Raw genomic sequence first — 19556 nt, 5'->3', positions numbered from 1 at the left:
TGGAAACGTATACGATTGATAACACACCAGAAAGCATGCTGTATCGAACAGCGGAGGGATAAACGAAAAAATCGTTTCTTATTGAAAAGTAAGAGAAAAAATAACAGTTATTCGCGAAAAAAGTCAAGAATTTAGAAAGATGTCCGTATCGTGGTGGATCCATGAATTCAGGCGATCCGGGACATGGGGTATGGGTATTTCAGTCTGTCGTTTATCTCGCATATTCCTTAAGACGATAAGGCCTTTATGGACTTCATCATCTCCGATGATGATTGTTGCGAGCGCGTCAAGTTTATCTGCCGATTTTAAGTGAGCCTTCAGCGAATTGGCCCGAAAGTCTGAATCGGCCCGAATTCCAGATTCACGGAGACGAGATAAGAGTTGAAGGCCTGCAGGTCGTCCTTTGAGCCCAAACCCAGCTACGACAACCAAAGGTGAAGGTTCTGAAAGAATCGTGGAAGGAATAAGGAGATTCACCCGTTCAAGACCGACCGCAAAACCGACAGCGGGTGTGTCTGGCCCTCCTAAATTCCTGACGAGTCCGTCATACCTTCCCCCAGCCCCTATGGTATTCTGGGCTCCCAAGTTGGATGAAGTCATTTCAAACGTTGTTTGAGTGTAGTAATCCAGCCCTCGAACGAGTCTGTGGTCAATGGTATAGGAGATGTTCAGGAGAGCAAGGCCGTCAAGCACGGCCTGGAAGTGTGCTGAGGCAGATGGAGAGAGATGATCGAGGATCTTTGGCGCCTTATCAGTGAGCGTTTGACATGACGGGACTTTGCAATCGAGGATTCGTAGGGGATTGGTTGATAGTCGACGCTGGCAGTTCCCACAGAAGTCCTTGATACGAGGTGTGAGATGATCTTGAAGTTCTTTCGTGTAACGCTGTCGGTCTTCTGGGGTTCCTATCGAATTAAGGTATAACGTAAGGTCGGGAAGCTGTAATTCGTGAAAATACTGCCATAGTAACGCAATGACCTCGACGTCCATGTAAGGATCATCCGTTCCAAAGACCTCCACGCCAAATTGATGAAACTGTCGATAACGACCGGCCTGAGGACGCTCATGACGGAACATTGGCCCGATGTAGTAGAGTTTTCGGTTTGCAAACTGGGTATGTAAATTGTGTTCGAGGTAGGATCTCACGACACCAGCGGTTCCCTCTGGGCGCAGGGTCAACGATGTACCATCACGATCAGCGAAGGTGTACATTTCCTTTTCCACCACATCGGTAGATTCCCCAATACTTCTCGAGTACAATTGCGTCTGTTCAAAAATTGGGATTCGAATTTCTGAAAAGCCATAGCATTGAGCCAGTTTATGAGCAGTGGATTCAACGGCATCCCAACTATTCATCTGGCCTGGAAGAATGTCTTTGATACCTTTAATGCCTCGAATTTTCACAGTTTTTCTTCCTGAAGTATGCGATAACTCATGATATTTACTTGTGTTTTTTTCAAAATGGACTATATCGTTCGTATGTGGTTCAGTCAATTAGAGTCCTGCGGAGCCAAGGGAGTGGGGAAGTGATTCTCCAATCTTTTTGTGTGTAAAGAGTGCCCTCATTGACTTACTCGAGCTGAATCACGATAATTTGCGGTTTGCATCAATAAAACCATGAAGGAGATCTTGCCGTGTCAATGACCTATCGACAGCCCTCAAATTTAAAAAGAAAACGGGACCACGGTTTTCGCAAGCGAATGAGCACGAAGAATGGACGCAAAGTACTCGCAAGGAGAAGAAAGAAAGGACGGTATCGTCTCACTGTTTCGGATGAATAGACGTGCATCTGACGCCGAGTTATTCTTGAAGAAATCGCGGGACTATGCTCGAGTCAAGTTACGAGGCAGGCGTCTTCAGAATTCACTGTTTAACGTCATGTTCTGTGAAAATCAGATTTCTTCGTCTCGTGTTGGTATAGTCGTTGGTCGGCGCTTTGGGAAGGCAGTTCTTCGAAATCGAGCTAAGCGGATCTTTCGAGAGCTAGTGCGGGCTATCCATGATGAACTGGTAAAAGGATACGACATCATCATATTTCCTAAGCCGTCGGTCTTGGATCAACAGTTTCAAATCGTTCAAAAAAATTGGAAAATAGCCCTTCACAAGATTGGGGTTCTTCGTCCCTCTCCTCATCCGTCATGTCCCGAATCATTCTCTGGTTAATCTCAATTTATCAACGATGGATTTCGCCCTTCTTTAGACCACACTGTCGATTTTATCCAACTTGCTCTTATTACGCTTACGAAGCCATACGTCGCTATGGAGCCGTTAAGGGGTTGAGTTTGACGATGATTAGGCTTCTGAAGTGTCAACCGTTCCATTCTGGTGGGACGGATCTTGTTCCCTAACCCTATTCTCCGTTGTATGAGCTTTTCTCGGTCGTCGGGATGGGTCGAATAGAGTACGTTCATGCGCCATAGAGACTTCAATCTGTCAGGGAAATATTAAAGCCAATGGAAAAACGCGTCGTCTTGTTTATCATCCTCTGTTTGGGAATCATCATTGGCTGGGATCTGGTCTTGAAACAATATGGGTTCGTTCCGGTCAGTGATTCAGTAATCATCGATCAGACGGAGGAAGCTCCTTCAACCAACAAAAAGACAGGAGAAGAGCCCGAACTAGGAACGCCAGAAGCCAATACTCCCGATAACAGTCCCGATCGCTCATCGGTCAGCTCAAACGAGGCACCCGCCAACGACTCCCAGTCCCAGACGACGAACGCGGAAGTCAAGATAGAGACGATAGACACACCACTCTATCGAGCGGAAATTTCGAACCGCGGTGCGCAGATCAAGAGCTGGAAATTAACCCGCTACCTCACGCAATCCGATGATCCGGTTCCAATCGAACTTGTCTATTCCGAAGGACAATTCGCCGGTCCTTTATCCCTTTCGACTGATGATGACAAAGTCACTCAGGCGGCCCAGGAAGCTATTTATGAAGTTGAACGCGACTTCTCGGTCTTGGATGAGACACATCCCGTCGGGCACATGTCCATGACTTATCAGTCCGCGGAACATGGTGTGCGAATACAGAAAAATTTTACGTTTCATCATAATTCCTATGTTGTCGATGTGACTGTCAATGTCGAAGGCGTAAGTCATGATCTTAATGTACTGCTGGGAACGAATTTCGGCATTGTCGAATGGGGGCAAGGTTTCATCGGATCATTGGGGCCGGCCTGGATGATCGGAGATAAATTAGAAAAGGCATCACCAGAATTCGATGAGGGTGCCGAACCGGGCACCAAAGCATATCTCGAACAGACAGGGAATATCCGTTGGGGTGCATTGCAAGACAAATACTTCATGAGTGTGATCATCCCTGAAAAGGCGGAAGGATATTTCGCGCAAGAAGAACTCGAGCATGTCATCACAGCCGGCGTGAAATTCGACGGGGCACAGGGACCGCACAGTTACACATTTCGTCTTTATGCTGGTCCGAAACAATTCGACATTCTCAAAGACTTTCACATCGGTTTGGAAGATACGATCGACTTCGGCTGGTTTATCTATGACAACTGGAGCGTCGTGAAGGCTGTGGCCAAGCCTCTGTTCTATGTCCTGCGATATTTCTATGAGTACACACATAATTACGGTATCGCCATCATACTCTTGACCGTCTGCATCAAGTTGTTGTTCGTTCCCTTGCAATATAAAAGTTACAAATCGATGCAAGGGATGCAGAAGATTCAACCCAAGGTCTTGGAGATCCAGAATAAATATAAGGACGATCGCGAGCGGCTCAATAAAGAGTTGATGAAACTCTACAAGGATCACAAAGTGAACCCGGTCGGTGGATGCCTTCCGATGTTCCTGCAAATGCCGGCGTTTATCTCGCTGTTTAACATCCTGTACATGACTGTCGATCTTCGCCAAGCTCCGTTTATGTTATGGATTACGGATTTATCGGTCCCTGACCCCTATTACGTGTTGCCGATACTGATGGGAGCCTCGATGGTCCTGCAACAAAAAATCATGCCCACCACGATGGACCCGACACAGGCCAAAATGATGTTGTTCCTTCCGGTCGGATTGACCTTTTTATTCCTGACCTTTCCCGCCGGGCTCGTGTTGTATTGGGTCACCAACAATGTTCTCACCATTCTGCAACAATTCATCACAGACCGGTACATTTTTAAAAAACCAACTTTTTCATCGCCACAATCTGATGGCGACCCTCCCAACGATTCCCAAGACCAGAAAGACAAGAAGTCCAAGGATCCACAAGACCCACCCAAGGCTCCTGAGAAGGGGAAGAACAGGCGTAAAGGCAGGAAGTGAGCGTGCAGCTGGATGATACGATTTGTGCCATTGCCACACCTGTTGGCGAGGGTGGCATCGGCATCGTCCGCGTCAGTGGTCCGGATTCACAGCGTTTGACCTCGAAGATTATCACTCTTCGGCGAGGGATACCCTTGCAAACTATGAAGAGTCATCAGCTCTATTTGGCGGATGTGCGAGTCGCACTCCTGGACTCTGAGATGTCGTCAGTTCATGCCGCGATGAAAAAAATCGACGAAGCCTTGGTTGTGCATATGCGGGCCCCGCGATCGTATACGGGAGAGGATGTCTTCGAGATTCACTGTCACGGAGGGCCGCTCGTCCTGACAATGGTGTGTGAAGCATTGATACAGGAAGGAGCGCGGCTCGCAGAGCCAGGAGAATTTACGCGGCGAGCTTTTCTTCGTGGTCGCCTGGACCTGACACAGGCTGAGGCTGTTCTGGATACGATACGAGCGACGACATCGATGAGCCTTCAGCTCGCGCAGGAACAATTAGCCGGAGGCTTGGCCGACACGGTCGAACGCATCCGGGAACGATTGATTCGCGTGCTGGCCCATCTTGAAGCCGGATTGGATTTTGTCGAAGAAGACATCACCTTTCTAGAACAGGATGAGCTCAAGGAGACGTTGATGCTGATCCAAGGTGATATCTCCACATTACTCAAGACCGCAGAACATGGTCGAATCATTCGTGAGGGTGTCAATACGGCCATCATCGGAAGACCGAATGCCGGGAAATCTAGTTTGCTGAACGCGCTTTTACGAACGAATCGCGCCATTGTCTCATCTATTCCGGGCACGACGCGAGATGTCTTGGAAGAAGCGCTCACTGTCAACGGGATCTTGCTTCGGTTACGAGATACTGCCGGCATCCGGGAGGCCAGTGACGAAATCGAAGAAGAGGGAATCCGTCGTTCCGAAGAAGCACTTAAGCAGGCAGAACTTCTTTTGCTCGTGATTGATGCTTCGCAAGACCTCGCGCCAGAAGATATCAAGCTAATTCAGGACAGTGCGAAAAAGAAGCGGGTTCTGATCTTGAACAAAACCGATTTGCCAGTCAAAGTCCATGAACGGGATGTTGAAGCTTGCCTTAACGAAGCATCAGTAGAAGATGTCAATCCTGATCACACCGTACTCGTGCCTGTTTCGGCAAAAACTCATGATGGAATGGATCGGCTGCGCCAGAAAATAGCCGATGTCTTGATTCGAGATAGACGAGAAACGAGAGATTCCTTGCTCATCACACGGCTTCGTCATAAACAAGCTCTGCTCTCGGCGCAGGAGGCCATCGTCAATGCTCTTTTCGCGATTGAACAGGAGTTTTCGTGCGATTGTGTTGCCGTAGATTTGCGCGCTTCGCTACAGTATCTTGGTGAAATTACCGGTTCGACCAGTACCGATGATATTCTTGACCGTGTGTTCTCGGAGTTTTGTATAGGAAAGTGAAGATTCGCAGGTAAACTATTTTAGGTAAGTTGAGAGAATAAAGTATAGAATTGTTCAAACGGAGTTCAGGGACAAGTGTGAGACGTTCGGCTATTCTGTATCAAGGTCTTGGTGAGGGAAAACAGTATGTCGATCAATGTTGACATCGTCGTTGTCGGAGGAGGGCATGCTGGATGCGAGGCTGCGCTGGCTGCGGCACGTATGGGCTGTTACGTTGCCCTGGTGACCATCGACGAGTCAAAGATCGCCCAAATGCCCTGTAATCCGGCAATGGGTGGAATAGCTAAGGGACATCTCGTAAGGGAAATTGATGCATTGGGAGGAGAAATAGGTATTAATACTGATTTATCAGGCATACAATTTCGCATGCTGAACACCAAAAAAGGGCCAGCCGTGCGAGCGCTCCGTGTGCAGTGTGATAAGCGGATGTATAGCCAGGCCATGCAACAAACATTGCGCCGGCAGGATAGATTGCAGATTATCTCGAGCACGGTGGATCGAATCATGACACGAGCCGGTCAGGTAGAAGGAGTTATCCTTAAGGACGGAATCAAAGTGCTATCCCGTGCAGTGGTTTTAACTTCAGGGACCTTTCTCAAGGGGTTGATGCATGTCGGGTTGAATCATCTTCCCGGTGGAAGAGCCGGAGAATTTTCCGCCGAACATCTTTCCGACTGTATGCGAGACTTAGGGTTTCAGGTTGGGAGATTGAAGACAGGAACGCCTCCGCGATTAGATCGAGACAGTATTTGTTTTGACAAAACCGTCGCGCAGCCAGGTGATACTCCACCCCGACCGTTTTCGTATCGAACCTCTGCCATCACCAATCCGCAGATATCCTGTCACATTACCTATACCAATCAGGAAACTCATCGCATAATTCGAGAAAATCTTGATCGATCACCTATGTATTCCGGCGTGATCGACGCGACTGGCCCTCGGTATTGTCCATCCATCGAGGATAAAGTGGTCAGGTTCGCCGATAAAACCCAGCACCAGATTTTTTTGGAGCCAGAAGAATTACATTCAAACTCCTATTATCCCAATGGTATCTCTACGAGTCTTCCCATCGATGTTCAGCAGGCGATGGTCAAAACCATTCCAGGATTGGAACATGCCAAGTTTCTACGACCAGGCTATGCCATTGAATATGACTACTTTCCTCCGCGACAGCTTCATGAGACCTTAGAGACGAAGATTGTCAGAGGTCTGTACCATGCCGGTCAGATAAACGGGACTTCCGGCTATGAAGAAGCCGCGGCGCAGGGTATTATCGCAGGAATAAATGCCGCGCTTCGTGTGAAGGGTGAGCCTCCCCTCATTCTTGACCGCTCTCAAGCCTACATAGGCGTACTCATCGATGATTTGATCACAAAGGATACTCATGAACCCTACCGGATGTTTACGTCGCGCGCAGAACATCGTCTGCTCCTGAGGCAGGATAATGCAGATATGCGATTGATGGATATCGGTCATCGTCTGGGGTTGATCGACGATCGTATGTTTGGGAAGTTTGAACAGAAGCGTGAATTTTTTGAACGGGAAATGAGTCGATTGCAGGGTACGACGCCATCTAAATCAAATGGATTTCAATTTATTCAATCGTTGGGTATTGATCTCAGCACCAATAATCTCACCTTGGCCCAACTGCTCAAAAGACCAAATATTACGTATAGGCAATTGCTCTCGGATTCCGTCGAGCACGAAGAATTCGATGACGATTTTATGGAGTCTCTGGAGGTGGCCGTCAAGTATGAAGGATACATACAACGGCAAGAGCAGCAGGTCGAAAAATTTAGAAAATTAGAAGATCGCCGTATCCCGGTAGGCTTTGATTATCGATCGATCACAGGATTTTCAAACGAGGTGATTGAGAAATTATCCCTTATAAAGCCTTCATCAATCGGACAGGCCTCGCGAATCTCAGGAGTCACGCCGGCTGCGATTTCACTTCTTCTTGTCGCGCTTGATCGTCATAGGCGTCGGCGTGATTATGCGACGTCCTAACTCAACAGTATTTTTCTAGCGTCAAAGAAAGCATTATTGTGTTCCCTGGTGTGCAAGGGTTTGCTTCACAAGCATTCTCTGTTCTTCCATGATTAGCCATTGGTATTTTAATTAGAGGTGTTCTTGGACACGGTAGATTTAAAGGCCTCAAGCCTATGGTAATTGTTTTTAGATGAGACTTGTCTAGCAACTGGAAACTTCATTGCAGGTGTTCAAGTGTTCCACGTGGAACAAAAGAGGTCTATCGAATCCATACTCATATCAGGCGCGGAGGAATTTGGTCTCACATTATCTGATGAGACCATTAAAAAATTCCTTGTCTATTTCGAAGAACTTACTCGATGGAATGAAAAAATTAACCTCACCGGTCTCAGTTCAACGTCTGATATTGTCGTCAACCTTTTTGTCGATTCTTTAGCGTTCTCTCTGGCTCAAAATCATCGAATGGGCCAGTCGTTTATCGATATCGGAAGTGGAGGAGGTTTTCCTGGTCTTCCACTTAAGATTGTCTTTCCCCACATTTCCCTGACTCTGGTTGAACCTAAGCTCAAAAAGGTGGCATTTCTCCATCATATAATCGGAGCGCTTTCGTTGGATGATGTATGTGTTAAACCACAAACGATTCAGGATTACGTACGTATGCCATCACGGCCAACTTCATATGACGTTGTGACATTCAAGGCTGTAAAGCCGGAAAACCTCTTCCCGACGGTACTCTCTCTCTTGCATCCGGAAAGTCGTGTGTGTATATACAGGTCCCGATCTATAGGAACAGGGATCTCACATTTTCATATGCTATTGGATCGGGAAATTGTTTATCAGTTGCCGAAAGGCTACGGGGAAAGAGTCCTCTCTGTGTTGCGGCCACTGGCTACAGATGTAAATTGTAAGCCATGTCCATGATTCAGGATTCATCAAGTGTTCTTGACCACGGTAGATGAGAAGGCTTCTACCGAATGTACTGGGATTTTTTGTTCAGAATTTCTTAGCAATTGACATTTCCATTACACGTGTTCAAGTTCCACGTGGAACATTTGCGGTAATACGGGAGTCTGTACTTGAAAAAAATTATCGCTGTCGCGAATCAAAAGGGTGGTGTAGGCAAAACAACCACTGCCATTAATGTCTGTGCTTCTATCGCGCATACACGGCGGTCGGTCCTATTCATCGACCTTGATCCCCAAGCCAACGCAACGAGTGGAATGGGAATTCAGGCGCCAAAGTGCACGATTTATGATTGTTTGATGGCAAGGGATTTCATCGACGGTGCGGTTATAGAGACGATGATCTCAGGATTGGACATGATTCCGGCTAGTTCTGATCTTGTCGGGGCAGAGGTGGAACTCTCACATGTACCCGGAAGAGAAGAAGTCTTGAAGACTATCTTAGGGAAAATTCGAAGGGACTATGAATGGGTCATCATTGACTGCCCTCCTGCGCTTGGCCTCCTGACCATCAATGCCTTGGTCGCGGCATCATCAGTGCTGATCCCTGTTCAATGTGAATATTATGCCATGGAGGGTCTTGGGAGATTGCTCGGGAATGTTGATCGAATAAAAGAGTCTATCAATCCTCGATTGGAGCTCGAGGGAATAGTATTGACGATGCATGACTCGCGTATTAATCTATCCCGTCAAGTAGAAAAAGAAATTCGGGAATACTTCGAAGGCAAAGTGTACAAGACCGTCATACCCAGGAATGTTTCTCTGGCGGAATGCCCAAGTTATGGAAAGCCGGTCTTACTGTACAATGCCGCTTCTTCTGGCTCACGCGCATATCTAGATCTTGCCGAGGAGATCATTGCCTAATGGAAAAGAAAGCACTTGGGAAGGGATTGCAGGCGCTCCTGCCGGAAAAAAAGTCTGTGAATTGGAGCGTGGGAGAAGAGGTCAAATACCTTTCTGTTGATCAAATCATTCCCAATAGATACCAGCCGAGAAAAACGTTCGATGAGTCTGAAATATCAGACCTCGCCGCGTCCGTAAAAGAACATGGGGTTCTTCAACCCGTCATTGTCAGGCGAACCGGTGATGGTGCGTTTGAACTCATCGCCGGTGAAAGGCGGTTAAGGGCGGCAAAAATTGCTGGCCTTGCGGCGATCCCTGCATTGGTTCGTCTCTCGAACGATGAAAAGTCATTGGCTCTGGCGCTTGTTGAGAATGTGCAACGGCAAAACCTCAACCCCATGGAAGAGGCTCGTGCCTATACGCAGCTCATCGATGACTTTGGTCTTATCCAGGAGCAGGTCTCTACGGCAGTGGGGAAAGATCGATCGACTGTCGCGAATTTAATTCGCCTGTTGTCTCTCCCAAGGGAAATCCAAGATTTCATCGAACATCGTCAAATTTCTTTGGGTCACGCCAAGGTGTTATTAGGCCTCAAACAGGCCGAAAAGCAGGTTTCTATCGCTCGGCAAATTATTCGCGATAGCCTGTCAGTTCGCGCGGCAGAAATCATTGTAAACAAGGCGAAAAACAACAATATCCCTCGTACAGTCATGAGAAAGTCCAATGAGTTTTTTCATGTGGAAGAACAGGTCAGGCGTCGACTCGGTTCCAAGGTGCATATTGCCAAAAGCCGGAAGGGAGGAAAGCTTATTATTCACTTCTTTTCAGAGGAGGAGCTTGAAAGAATCGTTGGTTCGATATTGGAATGAAATTTGCTGGATAAATCCAGTTTCACCAACACGTTGAGTCACGGATTGTCAGGTGTAAGGTGCAAGGACGACACATTATGCTGATGACCCTCACATGGGAACTCTGGATCATTGGTCATCCTGACCGATGTCCAAAACAGTAAGGGGGTTTTATGTTTGGAAGAAATAACAACGCTGAAAATGATCAATCTTCAGGCTTTACGGAGGGGGCCACGCCAATGGGAAATGCCAAACCATTCGATCTCGACAAAGCTGCCGGTGATGTCATTGCCTTTGTAGGAGAGGGCGTCACATTTAAGGGAACTATTCGTTACAAGGGGTCCGTACGAGTTGACGGCCGTCTTGAGGGTGAAATATTTACGGATGGGATCCTTATCGTCGGTGAAAAGGCCATCATTTCAGCGAAAATCGAAGCCGGGACGATTGCCTGCCAGGGGCGGATTACCGGTGACATCGTGGCTAAGGAGCGAGTGAAGCTCATGTCTCCTGCGGTATTTGAGGGATCAGTTAAAACACCCTCGATTTCAATGGATGAAGGCGTCCTTTTTAATGGGACATGTGTCATGCCCAAACCAGGAGAGAGTAAGACCAAAGATTCCTCTTTCGTCGGAAAATCGGAAGAGACCCTCAAAGTATCCTAATGCTTTGCCGATGATACTATATGAGCGTTCATTGTTCCGAGGGAGTTATGGCCCTTTGAGTCGGCGTTTAGAGGAGGCATAGCAATGTGGGGCGAGAAAGGAAAACCGAAAAAAGAGACCATCTTTGAGGACGACCATTATACTTTTCTTGGGAAAGGGGTGGACTTCAAAGGCAAAGCGCAATTCGAGGGCACAGTTCGCGTTGACGGCCATTTTGAGGGTGAAATTACGACCGATGACACGTTAATCATCGGGGAGCATGCGGTGATTAAGGGGACGATCATCGGAGGAACCATCGTGAGTGGTGGCCGAGTGGAAGGGAACATCACGGCAACGAACAAGGTTCAACTCCTCAAACCCGCCGTGCTCATCGGAGATGTTCATAGTCCGGGATTTTCCATGGAGGATGGTGTATACTTTCATGGCATGTGCGATATGGGCGCGGCGCCGGCCCAGGTCTTCGATGTTGAGGCTGATCATCAAGAAAACGGAAACCATGGTTCCAAAAGCCTTCAAGTTGCCCACGATTCATAATCCTCATTTGTTTTTCCAACCTCGTTAAACTCCGTGACTAATCGTCCAATTGTTGTACTTGGAATGAGTGGTGGCGTCGATAGTTCGGTCGCCGCCTCCTTGCTCGTGGAGCAAGGATACGATGTGAGGGGTGTCACGTTACAGGTTTGGGAAGAAGAGGATGAAGAAACCAGAAAAACGAAGCGATGGGAGGAGCGAGGTTGCTGTAAGGTAGGCATCGCGAAACATGTGGCTCAACTGCTTGATATTTCACATGAATTAATAGACACAAGGGAAATTTTTCAACAAGGCGTCATTCACGATTTTACGCAATCATACCTAAGTGGTAATACTCCGAACCCATGTATTCGATGCAATGAACGGGTCAAATTTGGTTCTTTGTATGCACATGCCAAGAGCATGGGGGCGGATTTCGTCGCGACTGGGCATTACGCCAAGATTGTACAAAGCCCAGACGGCGAGTTTCAGCTGGGGATGGCTGAGGATCGAAAGAAGGACCAGTCATACTTTTTGTATCGCGTGTCCTCTGCTTGGCTTCCTCAAATACTGTTTCCTCTTGGCGACTTAGAAAAATCTGAAGTCTGGGCCCGTGCAGAGCAGATGGGGCTTCCCACGGAGGAATTGAAGGAAAGTCAGGAAATTTGCTTTGTGACGCAAGGAAATTATAAAGATTTCCTGAAACAACGCGTTCCGGAATCGATGAAGCCAGGGACGTTTGTCGATATGCAAGGCAGTCCCCTTGGCGAGCACGAAGGGATCGCGTTCTATACGTCTGGCCAACGAAAAGGCTTGGGCCTGGCGACTGGCGAGCGTTTGTACGTCCACCATGTCATCCCTGAACACAATACGGTCGTATTGGGATCGGCTGAGGATTTGAACACGTGGACCTGTCGTATTGCGGAGTTGAATATCTTTAGGAAGCAAGAAATTATAGAGGGAGCGCCTGTTCTCGCAAAATGTCGCTACGCATCCCCTGCCGTTCAGGCAACTGTCGCTTGGGAGCAAGAAGACACGATCAAGCTTACGTTCTCGAATCCTCAACGATCCTTGAGTCCCGGGCAATCGGTCGTGTTATATGATGCCAACGGGTTGGTTCTGGGTGGAGGAATTATTCAGCGTGAGAAAGAGTTGTCTGCGGTTCCAACTGACCACTCCTCCCCGCTGCTTACTACTTCATAATAGAACTCCTGTTTCTTCAGAGAAACAATGGTCAAACTCTACATTTGAGTTGACACCCTCATCCCTCCATGCTAATTTTCCCCGTTTGAGCTCTCCTCAAAAATAGCCGCTCCCATACACTTCTGATACGTGTCGTGCATGATACGCGCTGTATCAGCGTGAAATGTCGGTGATTGACATGTTCGGAAGGGGTGAGAGACGCCAACTGGGAGCGCCTGTGCTTGGCTAAAATGAACGAGCTGATGTCATAGACACTTTCACGATCAACATTAATTTCGCAGTAATCCACTGAGCATCTAGTTAGGAGTGTTAAGTTAAGTTGTGAACAAGAGTTCCGTTGCGCGTCGGTATGCCAGTGCCCTCTTCAACTTGCTGGAAGAGCAACATGTCCCGGTCGTGCGTGACAGTTTGAATGCCATCGCGCGCGCGCTGGAGTCCTCGCAGTCCTTCAAGCATGCCATCGCATCTCCTGTGTTTACCTTTGAAGAAAAAAACGCGATTCTTAAAGAGTTGTGTGACCGAACCGGTGCTCCACCGGTCATGAAACAGTTTTTCACGCAACTTTTGAAGAAGAACCGAGGAGTTATCCTTCCTGAGATTGCCGAAGCCTTTAGCAACTTAGCTGATGAAAAGAAAGGGGTGCAGCATATCTGGGTGGCTTCGGCCAAAGACCTGACGCATGCCGAGCAACAACAACTCGAGACCGAATTGAGTCAAAAACTCAACAGAGCCGTGAAACTCGAAGTTGAGACCGTGCCAACGTTGATCGCAGGTCTCCAAATTCGGATTGGGAGTCTCGTCTTTGACAATACAATACGAGGTAAATTAGACAATATGAGGACCCGCCTGGCAAAGGGGTAAATTATGCAGATTAAGGCAGAAGAGATTAGTTCGATCATTCAAGAAAAAATTAAAGGCTTCGATCAGCGGGTCGACGTTCAAGAAATGGGGTATGTCATCCAAGTAGGTGACAACATCGCCAGGGTGTATGGACTCGAAGGGGCCATGTCGGGAGAGTTGTTAGAATTTCCCGGCGGTCTCTATGGAGTTGCCCTTAATCTAGAAGAAGATAGCGTTGGCGCGGTGTTGCTTGGAGAAGATGTAGGCATTCGTGAAGGAGATCCGGTCAAACGCACCGGTCGAATTGCTGAAGTTCCCGTGGGTGAAGCCCTGGTAGGTCGTGTTGTTGACGCGATTGGGATGCCCATCGATGGAAAAGGATCTATCAATTCCACAGAGTCTCGGCTCATTGAAATTAAAGCCCCTGGGGTCGTAGATCGGCAATCGGTCAGCGAACCATTGCAGACTGGGTTAAAGGCTATTGATGCCATGATTCCAGTTGGTCGTGGCCAGCGAGAGCTGATTATCGGAGACCGCCAGACCGGGAAAACCGCCATCGCGGTCGATACGATTATTAACCAGAAGGGATTGGACGTTTATTGTTTCTATGTTGCCATTGGTCAGAAACGTTCGACGGTTGCCCGAGTGGTGAAAACTCTTGAAGATTACGGCGCGATGGAGTACACCACGGTCATTTCAGCGACCGCCAGTGACTCGGCATCATTACAATTTTTTGCGCCGTATGCCGGCGTGACCATGGCGGAGTATTTCCGTGACAATGGGAAACATGCACTCATTGTCTATGATGATTTGTCCAAACATGCCACGGCGTATCGTCAGCTTTCCCTCCTGCTTCGACGGCCTCCAGGCCGTGAAGCCTACCCCGGTGATGTGTTTTTCTTGCATTCTCGGCTCCTGGAACGTGCAGCAAAGATGAGCGAGGCAAAAGGTTCGGGTAGTTTGACGGCCCTGCCTATCATTGAAACGCAGGCCGGTGACGTTTCGGCTTACATACCCACCAATGTGATTTCCATCACGGATGGGCAAATATTCCTAGCGGCCGACCTGTTTTATTCCGGTATACGACCGGCGATTAACGTCGGGCTTTCGGTCTCACGTGTGGGAGGATCCGCGCAGATTAAAACGATGAAACAAGTTGCTGGAACGTTGAGGCTTGATTTGGCCCAATACCGGGAGATGGCCGCGTTTGCCCAGTTTGGAAGCGATTTAGATAAAGCGACGCAGGCTCAGTTGGCTCGAGGAGAGCGGATGGTGGAATTGCTCAAGCAAGATCAATACAAACCATTGCCCGTGGCTGATCAAGTGTTGTCGATTTATGCCGGGGTCAGCGGATTCCTTGACGATGTGCCGGTCAATAAAATTAAAGAATTTGAAAAAGGCCTCTTGGAGTATGTGAAAGAAAAACATTCGCAAGTCCGAGATGAAATCACGTCCAAGAAGAAAATCGATGATGAATTTGGCGGGCAGTTGAAACAGATTATCGGAGAATTTAAAAAAGCCAAAGGGTTCGGCAAGGCATAGGAAAAGAAAAACCGTACCTCATATGGAATGAAAAAGGTCAGCGACGACAACGACGCTGAAAGCCATTTTTAACGAGCGATGCCTAGTTTACAAAGCCTGCGTCGGAAGATTACTTCCGTCAAAAACACTCAAAAAATCACCAAAGCCATGAAAATGGTGGCGGCCGCGAAATTGAAGCGTGCGCAAGAGCGCATTCTGACGTCTCGGCCCTATGCCCATCAATTACGTGAGGTGATGGGTAATTTAAGCCAACGCGTAAACCGGGCCTCTCATCCCCTCTTAAGCCGGCGTGATGGCCGTACGGTTGAGCTATTGGTCGTGACCAGCGACCGTGGTTTGTGCGGAGCCTTTAATACGAACATTCTTCGCCGGGCGGTTGATTTTTTAGAAGAGCAACGCCGGCAGGGCATGCAAGTGTCGGTGAGCCTCATTGGCAGGAAGTCCATCGAATTTTTTAAACGACGTGACTGGCCTATTCGGCAAGAATGGGGCGGCGTGTTTGACCGCCTGAGCTTTGAACATGCCTTGGACATCGGTCAAAACGTCGTCTCTCAATACTATGCCGGCACATTTGATCAACTCTATGTCGTCTACAATGAGTTTAAATCCGCAATGCAGCAAGAAGTGATTGTCGAAAAATTCTTGCCCATCGAATCCCTTGATGACGCACGGGGAGATGATACACAAACCATCGGCGGTTATCTCTATGAGCCCGATGAGGGAGAGTTGCTGGAGACCTTGTTGCCGAAACATTTTGAGGTTCAGACGTACCGGGCATTGCTCGAGTCAGCCGCTGCCGAACAGGCTGCACGGATGACGGCGATGGATGGTGCCACGCGCAATGCTGGCGAACTGATTAAGAAAGTCACCTTGTTTTATAACAAGACTCGTCAGGCAGCCATTACCAAAGAACTGATGGATATCGTCGGAGGCGCTGAGGCTATTAAATAAATTAAGGGTTATTCAGGAACCGTGCATTGCCACCGTTCCTCAATCTCTTCCAAACCAAGGAGTCTATGGTGGGTACCGCTACGGAAAACGGAAAAATCGTGCAAGTCATCGGGCCAGTGGTTGACATTGAGTTTCCCCCGGGGAAGCTCCCGAATATTTTTAATGCCTTGACGATTGCTCAAGTAGCGGGGGAACAGGCAGGTGAATCTGGCGGCAAGCTGACTCTGGAAGTAGCCCAGCATCTTGGAGAGAATCGGGTTCGCGCGATTTCCATGTCTTCAACTGACGGGTTGGTGAGAGGGCTTGATGTCGTGGATACCGGTGCACCGATTTCCGTCCCTGTGGGTAAGGAAACATTAGGCCGGATCATGAATGTATTGGGTGATCCCGTCGATGGGTTTGGACCGGTTTCAGCGAAGAAACATTGGTCGATCCATCGTTCAGCTCCAGCCTTAGAAGACCAGGAAACCAAAACGGAAGTCTTGGAAACCGGCATTAAAGTCGTTGACTTGTTGGAACCCTATGCCAAAGGTGGAAAAGTTGGACTCTTTGGTGGTGCAGGCGTCGGAAAAACCGTCATCATCATGGAGCTGATCAACAATATCGCACTCCACCATGGTGGTTTTTCAGTCTTTGCCGGTGTAGGTGAACGAACCCGTGAAGGCAACGACCTCTGGCATGAAATGCAAGACTCGAAAGTTATCGATCCCAAGGACTTTTCGAAGTCCAAAGCAGCGCTCGTGTACGGACAGATGAATGAGCCACCCGGTGCGCGACTTCGTGTAGGATTGACCGGTCTGACGATTGCCGAATATTTCCGTGATGAAGAAAACCAAGACGTGTTGTTGTTCGTCGACAATATTTTCCGGTTCACTCAGGCAGGATCAGAAGTTTCGGCTCTGCTCGGACGCATGCCTTCAGCGGTGGGCTATCAGCCGACGCTGGGAACCGAAATGGGAACCTTGCAAGAACGTATTACGTCGACGAAAAGTGGGTCCATCACTTCTGTTCAAGCTGTGTACGTGCCTGCCGACGACTTGACCGATCCCGCGCCAGCCACGGCCTTCGCTCACTTAGATGCGACAACCGTGCTTTCGCGTAGCTTGGCGGAGCTGGGCATTTATCCCGCCGTGGATCCTTTGGATTCCACGTCCCGGATTTTGGATCCCATGATTTTAGGCGAGGAACATTACGGGGTCGTGCAGCGCGTTCAAGGGACCTTGCAGAAATACAAAGATTTGCAGGACATCATTGCCATCCTGGGGATGGACGAATTATCCGAAGATGACAAACAAACGGTGGCCCGTGCTCGTAAGTTACAACGATTTTTATCGCAACCATTCCATGTCGCCGAAGCCTTTACGGGCTCTCCTGGAAAATACGTGAAATTAGCCGATACCGTTCGCAGCTTTAAAGAAATCGTCGATGGAAAATACGACCACCTGCCGGAACAAGCCTTTTATATGGTCGGCCCGATTGAAGAAGCCATCGAGAAGGCGGAAAAATTGGGATATAAAGTGTAATGACTACGTCTGCTCACGCTGTGACACCGGGCAAGATTCTTCTTGAAGTCGTCACTCCCGATCATCGTCTGCTCAGCCAGGAAGTCGATTATGTTTCGGCCCCGGGGAGTGAGGGTGATTTTGGTGTCCTTCCAGGTCATTGTCATTTTTTGACGACGCTGCGGGTTGGTGAATTACACTATCGTACCGGTGAGAAGACGGAATTCATGTCTGTCTTATGGGGTTTTGCTGAAGTCACCCCTAAGAAAGTCACGATCCTGGCCGAAGTTGCTGAAAAGGCCGAAGATATCGATGTGGAGCGGGCTGAAGAAGCCGTAAAGAAAGCGGAAGAACGTCTTGAACGCGGTGGACTGCCCTCGGAAGTCAAAGAAGCGCAGATCAGTCTCGAAAAAGCTCGGCTCCGTCAAAAAATCGCTGGCCGTCTGAAACAGCGCAGCTCTTTTTCCTCTCACTAATCCTCTCGCATGCGTGGCGCTTGCCATGGCGTTCGTTGAAACGCGGACCGAAATTCTCGTCACGCCTGGTGAATCAACAAAACGGCTTGATCATTTCCTCGCGAACCGGGATCCCAATTTTTCCAGGACGGCTCTCCAACGTTTGATCCTTGGTGGTCACATCACGGTTGAGGGTCAACCCGTGAAACCCAGCCATAAGATCAAGCCCGGTGATCGAATCCTTCTAATTGTTCCTCGTCCCGAGCCTCTGGAGATTGAGCCGGAGGCCATCCCTATCCAGGTGCTGTATGAGGATGAATCATTATTGGCGGTCAATAAACAAGCTGGACTCGTCGTTCATCCTGCACCTGGCCATTGGAGTGGCACGCTCGTCAATGCGCTGTTATATCATTTGAAAACGAGTGAAGCCGGTCTATCGACGATTGGAGGAAGAGAACGGCCAGGTCTGGTCCATCGATTGGATAAGGACACGACAGGGGTGCTGGTTGTGGCAAAGGATGATCATGCACATCGAGTACTTTCTGCTCAATTCAAACGACACAGCATTACACGGGTGTATGAAGCCGTGGTCTGGGGAAAACCAAAAACGACGGAAGGCCGGATCGAATTAGCGATCGGTCGCGATACGAAAGACCGGAAAAAATTTTCAGCGAGGACCACGCGTCCCAAAGAATCGCTCACACAGTACAGAGTCCTCGAACGTTTCGGGAAACTTGCGAGTCATCTGGAATTGATCCCAGGCACTGGTCGTACGCATCAATTGCGGGTTCATCTCAGCGCGCTGCACTGCCCGATTTTGGGCGATATCACGTATGGTGGGAAAAAAGTGATGGAGGTTGGCGGTGTCATCGTTCCCCGTGTGATGCTGCATGCGAAAGTTTTGGGCTTTATTCACCCGGTTACCGAACAAGAAGTCCTCTTGAAAGCCCCCTTACCCGAGGATATAGTTGGGGTGACCACAGCGTTGCAGCAAGTGACGGCTTCCGTTTGAGCTGCCATTCCTCATGATAGGCTTAGGGCTAAGGTGTTGACACGTATGGCTAGACCCAGCGAAATAGAACCCTCGCAGGTGATTGAGACGTTAGGCGAACTGATTGCCGCATTAACCACGTTTTCGGCGAAAGTTCCCGCGCAGTCATTCATGTCAATTCCGGGGGGGATTCGACCACAAGAAGAAGACGTGGAATCGTATGAAGAGACGGTGTATCGGTTTCGTGACCGAGCCGGCATCACGTACAAGGCTCTGAGTCCGCTCTTTCTGAATTCCCTGGAAGCCTTTGAAGCTGGAAAGGTGTTCGATGCCGTCCCTCCGTTACAGCAGGCCGTCGAACAGCTTGTCCAACTCCACAAGGACGAGAAGGTTCAATTCAACAAGGCTGAACAAGACCGTATTCGAGATCTGTACCATCGGCTTCACAAGCTGTTCCCTGAAGCCAACAAGCCCGAAGTCGATCTCCCTCCCCCAACGACCTACTGACCTGATTCAGGCATGAACTC

At 48.7% G+C, this 19556-nt stretch carries 18 protein-coding genes; 17 read left to right on the top strand and 1 reads right to left on the bottom strand.

The annotated features are described in order from the left end of the window. Positions 1-123: 123 nt before the first annotated feature. Positions 124-1404 carry a histidine--tRNA ligase gene (hisS, locus tag MRJ96_05600; protein ID MDR4500908.1) on the bottom strand — a complete coding sequence of 427 codons (1281 nt, stop codon included), beginning with the start codon at positions 1402-1404 and terminating at the stop codon, positions 124-126. Between the two features lie 230 nt (positions 1405-1634). On the opposite strand from hisS, the gene rpmH reads away from it, so the two are divergent. The 17 genes from rpmH to MRJ96_05515 all read left to right on the top strand — a co-directional run bounded on the left by rpmH (position 1635) and on the right by MRJ96_05515 (position 19536). After that, positions 1635-1781: a 50S ribosomal protein L34 gene (gene rpmH / locus MRJ96_05595; GenBank protein ID MDR4500907.1), complete on the top strand. Its 147-nt coding sequence runs from the start codon at positions 1635-1637 to the stop codon at positions 1779-1781. A gap of 357 nt (positions 1782-2138) precedes the next feature. After that, positions 2139-2348: a membrane protein insertion efficiency factor YidD gene (yidD, locus tag MRJ96_05590; GenBank protein ID MDR4500906.1), complete on the top strand. Its 210-nt coding sequence runs from the start codon at positions 2139-2141 to the stop codon at positions 2346-2348. A gap of 105 nt (positions 2349-2453) precedes the next feature. Further along, complete coding sequence (yidC, locus tag MRJ96_05585; protein MDR4500905.1) at positions 2454-4283, top strand: membrane protein insertase YidC; 1830 nt, start codon at positions 2454-2456, stop codon at positions 4281-4283. Positions 4284-4285: 2 nt separating this feature from the next. Then, positions 4286-5731 (top strand): tRNA uridine-5-carboxymethylaminomethyl(34) synthesis GTPase MnmE, encoded by a 1446-nt coding sequence (gene mnmE, locus MRJ96_05580; GenBank protein ID MDR4500904.1) that lies wholly within the window; start codon positions 4286-4288, stop codon positions 5729-5731. A 126-nt stretch (positions 5732-5857) separates the two neighbouring features. Then, the gene (mnmG, locus tag MRJ96_05575; protein ID MDR4500903.1) at positions 5858-7738 is read left to right on the top strand and encodes a tRNA uridine-5-carboxymethylaminomethyl(34) synthesis enzyme MnmG; all 1881 of its coding nucleotides are present in this window, start codon (positions 5858-5860) and stop codon (positions 7736-7738) included. A 1058-nt stretch (positions 7739-8796) separates the two neighbouring features. After that, a complete protein-coding gene (locus tag MRJ96_05570; GenBank protein MDR4500902.1) occupies positions 8797-9546 on the top strand; it encodes an AAA family ATPase in 750 nt (249 codons plus the stop codon). Next, positions 9546-10394: a ParB/RepB/Spo0J family partition protein gene (locus MRJ96_05565; protein ID MDR4500901.1), complete on the top strand. Its 849-nt coding sequence runs from the start codon at positions 9546-9548 to the stop codon at positions 10392-10394. Before MRJ96_05570 ends, MRJ96_05565 begins: the two co-directional genes overlap by 1 nt. Positions 10395-10546: 152 nt before the next feature. Next, the gene (locus MRJ96_05560) at positions 10547-11035 is read left to right on the top strand and encodes a polymer-forming cytoskeletal protein (GenBank protein ID MDR4500900.1); all 489 of its coding nucleotides are present in this window, start codon (positions 10547-10549) and stop codon (positions 11033-11035) included. A gap of 84 nt (positions 11036-11119) precedes the next feature. After that, positions 11120-11569, top strand: a complete 450-nt coding sequence (locus MRJ96_05555; GenBank protein ID MDR4500899.1) for a polymer-forming cytoskeletal protein — start codon at positions 11120-11122, stop codon at positions 11567-11569. Positions 11570-11602: 33 nt separating this feature from the next. Beyond that, positions 11603-12748, top strand: coding sequence for a tRNA 2-thiouridine(34) synthase MnmA (gene mnmA / locus MRJ96_05550; GenBank protein MDR4500898.1), 1146 nt, complete (start codon positions 11603-11605; stop codon positions 12746-12748). 321 nt (positions 12749-13069) lie between these two features. Next, complete coding sequence (atpH, locus tag MRJ96_05545) at positions 13070-13609, top strand: ATP synthase F1 subunit delta (GenBank protein ID MDR4500897.1); 540 nt, start codon at positions 13070-13072, stop codon at positions 13607-13609. Positions 13610-13612: 3 nt separating this feature from the next. Continuing rightward, on the top strand, positions 13613-15130 hold the full coding sequence (atpA, locus tag MRJ96_05540) for a F0F1 ATP synthase subunit alpha (protein MDR4500896.1): 1518 nt from the start codon (positions 13613-13615) through the stop codon (positions 15128-15130). A gap of 78 nt (positions 15131-15208) precedes the next feature. Then, positions 15209-16081: an ATP synthase F1 subunit gamma gene (atpG, locus tag MRJ96_05535; GenBank protein MDR4500895.1), complete on the top strand. Its 873-nt coding sequence runs from the start codon at positions 15209-15211 to the stop codon at positions 16079-16081. 65 nt (positions 16082-16146) lie between these two features. Continuing rightward, positions 16147-17604 carry a F0F1 ATP synthase subunit beta gene (atpD, locus tag MRJ96_05530; protein MDR4500894.1) on the top strand — a complete coding sequence of 486 codons (1458 nt, stop codon included), beginning with the start codon at positions 16147-16149 and terminating at the stop codon, positions 17602-17604. Beyond that, positions 17604-18059 carry a F0F1 ATP synthase subunit epsilon gene (locus MRJ96_05525; protein ID MDR4500893.1) on the top strand — a complete coding sequence of 152 codons (456 nt, stop codon included), beginning with the start codon at positions 17604-17606 and terminating at the stop codon, positions 18057-18059. Before atpD ends, MRJ96_05525 begins: the two co-directional genes overlap by 1 nt. Before the next feature lie 25 nt (positions 18060-18084). After that, positions 18085-19050 (top strand): RluA family pseudouridine synthase, encoded by a 966-nt coding sequence (locus MRJ96_05520; protein ID MDR4500892.1) that lies wholly within the window; start codon positions 18085-18087, stop codon positions 19048-19050. A gap of 45 nt (positions 19051-19095) precedes the next feature. Continuing rightward, complete coding sequence (locus MRJ96_05515; protein ID MDR4500891.1) at positions 19096-19536, top strand: hypothetical protein; 441 nt, start codon at positions 19096-19098, stop codon at positions 19534-19536. Positions 19537-19556: the final 20 nt, after the last annotated feature.

It is taken from the genome of Nitrospirales bacterium (assembly GCA_031315865.1).
In the GTDB taxonomy this organism is placed as follows: Bacteria; Nitrospirota; Nitrospiria; order Nitrospirales; family UBA8639; genus JAGQKC01.
This window is presented reverse-complemented; position numbering and strand designations above follow the sequence as displayed.

Excerpts from the sequence above, each read along its gene's own strand:
- yidC (MDR4500905.1), top strand. The coding sequence starts at position 2,454 with ATGGAAAAACGCGTCGTCTTGTTTATCATCCTCTGTTTGGGAATCATC.
- mnmG (MDR4500903.1), top strand. The coding sequence starts at position 5,858 with ATGTCGATCAATGTTGACATCGTCGTTGTCGGAGGAGGGCATGCTGGA.
- atpG (MDR4500895.1), top strand. The coding sequence starts at position 15,209 with ATGCCTAGTTTACAAAGCCTGCGTCGGAAGATTACTTCCGTCAAAAAC.
- yidD (MDR4500906.1), top strand. The coding sequence starts at position 2,139 with ATGTCCCGAATCATTCTCTGGTTAATCTCAATTTATCAACGATGGATT.
- MRJ96_05555 (MDR4500899.1), top strand. The coding sequence starts at position 11,120 with ATGTGGGGCGAGAAAGGAAAACCGAAAAAAGAGACCATCTTTGAGGAC.
- MRJ96_05560 (MDR4500900.1), top strand. The coding sequence starts at position 10,547 with ATGTTTGGAAGAAATAACAACGCTGAAAATGATCAATCTTCAGGCTTT.
- MRJ96_05565 (MDR4500901.1), top strand. The coding sequence starts at position 9,546 with ATGGAAAAGAAAGCACTTGGGAAGGGATTGCAGGCGCTCCTGCCGGAA.
- MRJ96_05525 (MDR4500893.1), top strand. The coding sequence starts at position 17,604 with ATGACTACGTCTGCTCACGCTGTGACACCGGGCAAGATTCTTCTTGAA.
- MRJ96_05520 (MDR4500892.1), top strand. The coding sequence starts at position 18,085 with ATGGCGTTCGTTGAAACGCGGACCGAAATTCTCGTCACGCCTGGTGAA.
- atpD (MDR4500894.1), top strand. The coding sequence starts at position 16,147 with ATGGTGGGTACCGCTACGGAAAACGGAAAAATCGTGCAAGTCATCGGG.
- MRJ96_05515 (MDR4500891.1), top strand. The coding sequence starts at position 19,096 with ATGGCTAGACCCAGCGAAATAGAACCCTCGCAGGTGATTGAGACGTTA.
- atpA (MDR4500896.1), top strand. The coding sequence starts at position 13,613 with ATGCAGATTAAGGCAGAAGAGATTAGTTCGATCATTCAAGAAAAAATT.